General features: G+C 66.3%; 2 protein-coding genes. Both read left to right on the top strand.

The window, feature by feature from the left end:
* On the top strand, positions 1-656 hold a 656-nt coding region (locus tag ACFXN1_RS51930), incomplete at its 5' end, for a transposase (RefSeq protein WP_379464205.1).
* Between the two features lie 21 nt (positions 657-677).
* Positions 678-1,059: transposase (locus ACFXN1_RS51925; protein ID WP_379464207.1), on the top strand; the 382-nt coding region annotated here is incomplete at its 3' end.

The following is a 1,059-nucleotide window of genomic DNA, read 5'->3' as shown; positions in this document are numbered from 1 at the left end:
CTTCCCGCACGGACCTCGTACCCCGACACGGGAAGGACGCACCGGTGACGGTCATCATCGGAATGGACCCGCACAAACGCTCGGCCACGATCGAGATCATCGACCCCACCGGCACAGCACTGGCCACGGGCCGATACGGCACAGACAACACCGGATACACCGAAATGCTCACCACCGCACAGCGATACCCGGATCGGGTATGGGCGATCGAGGGCTGCGACGGCATCGGCCGACATATCGCGCACCGCCTGGTCCACGACGGAGAAACCGTGATCGACGTGCCGGCGAAACTCTCGGCACAGGTGCGAGTGTCCGCGACCGGCAACGGCGGCAGAACCGATCCCGTCGATGCGCATTCAGTGGCGTTGGCGGCGTTGCGGTCACCGGATCTGCGCCGAGTGCAGGCGGATTCGGAGCTGATCGCTTTGGGCATGCTCGCCGATCGCCGCGACGAGCTCGGCCGCGCCCGCACCGACACCGTCAACCGGGGTCACCGGCTGCTGCTCGAGCTACTGCCAGGTGGAGCGAAGAAGTTCCTGACCGCGATGCAAGCCCGTAAGCTGGTCGCCACCGTCAGACCCCGCGACCCGGCAGGCAACCTCCGGCGCCGACTGGCCGTCGAGTTGATCAGCGAACTCGAAGCCATCGACCGCTAAACCAAGGCCGCGGACAAAGAACTGCGCCAACTCGTCACCGAACGCGGCTCCACTCGGACCGACCTCCACGGCATCGGCCCGGCCGGCGCAGCCCGGCTACTCGCCGATGTCGGTGACATCCACCGATTTCGGGACCGGGACCGGTTCGTTTCCTGGAACGGCACCGCACCCTTGGACGCTTCCTCCGGCCAGCAGCAACGCCATCGGCTCTCTCGCGCCGGAAATCGCAAGATCAACCGGGTTCTGCACACCATGGCCATTGTTCAACTACGCCGTCCCAGCGCCGGGCGCACCTACTACGACCGCCGCAGAGCCGCGGGCAAGACCTCGATGGAAGCGATGCGGGCGCTGAAACGACGGCTGTCGAATGTCGTCTACGCCCGCATACTCGCCGACCAGCAGC

The sequence above is a fragment of the Nocardia sp. NPDC059154 genome (assembly GCF_042755705.1).
Taxonomy (GTDB): domain Bacteria; phylum Actinomycetota; class Actinomycetes; order Mycobacteriales; family Mycobacteriaceae; genus Nocardia.
Note: the sequence above shows the minus strand (reverse complement) of the source record. Positions and strands in the feature narration are given on the sequence as shown.